Below are 3,468 nucleotides of genomic sequence, written 5' to 3' on the forward strand. Positions count from 1 at the left end.
TTGCATCACTTGCATCTTTCTGGGTGACTGCATTAAATCTACATGTATTTATTACACTCGTTATTTCAGCTATCTTGTTCTTTGGTGTATATGGTCTTGTACTCATTATCATGAAAGAAAAACTTGTAATTGAAATATTGACACAAATCTTTAGTAAGTTAAAACATAAAAGCGCATAATCTGCGCTTTTTGACTTATAAAACAATAAAGGGTATACTTTTATTGTAATGACTAATGAATATGAATGATGTAAAATAATTATATTCATACGAAGGAGGAAATCAGAGATATGCCTGATAAACAGAGAATCGGTATTTTAGGAGCTGGTACCTGGGGTATGGCTCTCGCAAGAATGCTGGCTAATTGTGATAAGGAAGTAACAGTGTGGTCTGCACTTCCACAGGAAGTAGAACAATTAAGTACTACGCATACACATCCGAAACTTCCTGGTGTGGATTTTCCTGAAACCATTCGTTATACAACAGATATAGAAGAAGCATGTACTGATCAGAATATTATTATGTTTGCAGTTCCTTCTATATTTGTAAGAAGCACAGCTGAGAAGGCTAAACCTTATATTAAAGACCATCAGATTATTGTGGATGTTGCGAAAGGTATTGAAGCAGATACATTCATGACCCTCACTGAAGTGATTGAAGATGTACTTGATAATGACACATTACATTTAGTTGCTTTATCTGGACCAACTCATGCCGAAGAAGTAGCAAGAGGATTGCCTACTGCCATCGTATCAGCATGTAAGAATCTAGATGCGGCTAAATATGTACAGAAGTTCTTCAGTAGTCCATTTATGCGAGTTTATACAAATAACGATGTAAAAGGAATTGAAATCTGTGGTGCATTAAAAAATATTATTGCGTTAGCTGCAGGTATTTCTGGAGGCTTAGGCTATGGAGATAATGCCCGTGCTGCTTTAATCACAAGAGGTCTTGCTGAAATGGAGAGACTGGGTGGTAGAATTGGATGTACACCACATACATTTAGTGGATTAACAGGTATGGGTGATTTAATTGTCACTTGTACAAGTGAATTTAGTAGAAACAACCAGGCTGGTCATTTGATTGGTGAAGGAAAGACACCAGCAGAAGCAGTGAAAGAAGTTGGCATGGTTGTAGAAGGAATTAATGCATTACCAGCAGCTGTTCAACTTGCGGAAACTTATAAAGTGGATATGCCTATTGTGATGACTGTCAATGAAATCGTTAATGAAGGCTTGAATCCAAAGGATGCAGTGAATGCATTATTACAGAGAGATTTAAAATCAGAAACACCTCTTCCATCTATTAATGATGTATTTGAAGAGTCAGTATTAAGAAAGACGAGGAAAAGTGGAATGAAGAGAGTTATTACTTATGGTACTTTTGACTTATTACATTATGGTCATATCAATCTATTAAGAAGAGCAAAAGAATTAGGAGATTACCTAATTGTTGGTTTATCAACAGATGAATTCAACTGGAATGAAAAACAGAAGAAATGTTATTTTACATATGAACAGAGAAAACAGCTACTTGAATCAGTAAGATATGTAGATTTAGTTATCCCTGAATGTGGATGGGATCAGAAACGTAAAGATGTTCATGAATATCACGTTGATACATTTGTTATGGGGGATGACTGGAAAGGTCAGTTTGACTTCTTAGAAGAAGAAGGCGCTGAAGTCGTTTATTTACCAAGAACTCCTGAAATCAGTACTACAAGAATCAAAAAAGACTTGAATAAATAGTCATAATTTAACTTGTGAATGAAAATGATATGTAATTTTTGTGTATTTATCCCGTTAAAGGTTTTCATTTTTTCATTTACGAGTATAATGACGAATGAACCCGAATATTAGGAGGTAGTTATGAAATTTATTACATCACGTGCCTTGATTCTAGGTATCCAGGCTGTTGTGAGTGCAGTGCTCGCATTCTTTGTGGTGAAGATTGGAATCTTACCAACAAAGTATTTAATGGCTGCATTTGCAATACTCGTTGTATTATGGCTATTAATGTTATTGTTTACTAAGCCATCAAAGAAAAACAAAGTTGGAAGACCTTTAGTAGGTAAAATAGTTTCTCTTGTATTAAGTATCGCAATGGTTTTTGGTACTAGTAAAATCATCAAAGGTGACTCATTCCTTTCATCTCTTACTAATGTAGGTACTGAAACAACTACTTATTCTTTAGTTGTACTAAAGAGCAGTGGTTATAAGACTGTTTCTTCATTAAAAGGTAAAACAATCGATTATTATACAAACGATAAAAAGAAAGCTATGGAAGTAAAAGATGAGTTACAGAAACAGATTAAATTTCATGGTAATGGAGAAGAAGATAACGCTAAGTTAGCATCAGATTTATATACTGGTGATTGTGATGCAATTCTTTTAAATGAAAGTTATCGTGATTTAATCAAGGAAACATATAGTAACTTTGATTCAAAGACTAAAGTATTATGGCAGACTAAGCTTGTAGAAAAAGTTGAAAATACTGCATCTGATATTAACGTTACTAAGAAACCTTTCGTATGTTATATCAGTGGTGTTGACTCACGTGGCGGTGTAAATGAAAACAGCCGTTCAGATGTTAACTTATTAGTGACTGTTAATCCAAATAATGGTCAGATCTTAATGACAAGTATTCCAAGAGACTACTATGTAAAACTTGCAAACTGTGGTAAGAAAGATAAATTAACACATTCTGCTTTATATGGTGGTACAGATAACAGTGTAAAGACTATTGAAGACTTCTTAGATATCGATATTGATTTCTATGCAAGAGTTGATTTCCAGTCAGTTATCCAGTTAGTTGATGCACTTGGTGGTATTGATATTTATTCTGATAAGGCATTTATTCCATATACAGACCATGGTATTAAGATTCCTGAAGGTAATGTTCATATGAATGGTCGTATGGCACTTGCTTTCGCAAGAGAACGTTATACTTATAAGTCTGGTGACCAGCATAGAACTGAAAACCAGCAGGCTGTATTACAGGCTATTATCAAGAAAGCAGTATCTCCAAAGATTCTTACTAACTATAGTGAAATCTTAGATTCTATCAAAGATACATTCACTACAAATATGCCATCTTCAAGCATCAGAGCTTTAGTTAATAAGCAGTTAGATGACAATATCAAATGGGATTTCCAGAAATCATTCTTAAAGGGTGAAGGTGTCATCCAGACAGGTGGATATTCAATGCCTAAGACTAGATTATGGTATTGCATCCCAGATGAAGAAAGTATCAAATTAAATTCTAAGTATATCAACGCTATGTGTGATGGTAAGAAGATCGATACTGAAAAGAAAATCTTTGATGTAGAAAAAGCTGAAAAAGAAGCAAAAGAAAATAACTAATTAAGAGACGGGGGCTTGGATAGCCCTCGTTTTGTATTACAAATTATGGTATTATTGAAGAGACGAAAGAAGGACATCAATATGAAATATGATTATCTAGTAGTAGG

Annotated in this window: 2 protein-coding genes and 1 pseudogene; all 3 read left to right on the plus strand. The window is 34.2% G+C overall.

The genetic code is table 11. The features are described from left to right. Nucleotides 1–289: 289 nt before the first annotated feature. Nucleotides 290–1,276: pseudogene (locus B2S90_RS03545) on the plus strand (NAD(P)H-dependent glycerol-3-phosphate dehydrogenase); the annotation flags it as partial. A gap of 78 nt (nt 1,277–1,354) precedes the next feature. Continuing rightward, complete coding sequence (gene tagD / locus B2S90_RS03550) at nt 1,355–1,747, plus strand: glycerol-3-phosphate cytidylyltransferase (RefSeq protein ID WP_040390148.1); 393 nt, start codon at nt 1,355–1,357, stop codon at nt 1,745–1,747. A 120-nt stretch (nt 1,748–1,867) separates the two neighbouring features. Beyond that, nucleotides 1,868–3,361, plus strand: coding sequence for an LCP family protein (locus B2S90_RS03555; RefSeq protein ID WP_055234675.1), 1,494 nt, complete (start codon nt 1,868–1,870; stop codon nt 3,359–3,361). The last annotated feature ends 107 nt before the right edge of the window (nt 3,362–3,468 follow it).

Source organism: Catenibacterium sp. UBA627, assembly GCF_002299355.1.
GTDB classification, from domain to species: domain Bacteria; phylum Bacillota_I; class Bacilli_A; order Erysipelotrichales; family Coprobacillaceae; genus Catenibacterium; species Catenibacterium mitsuoka.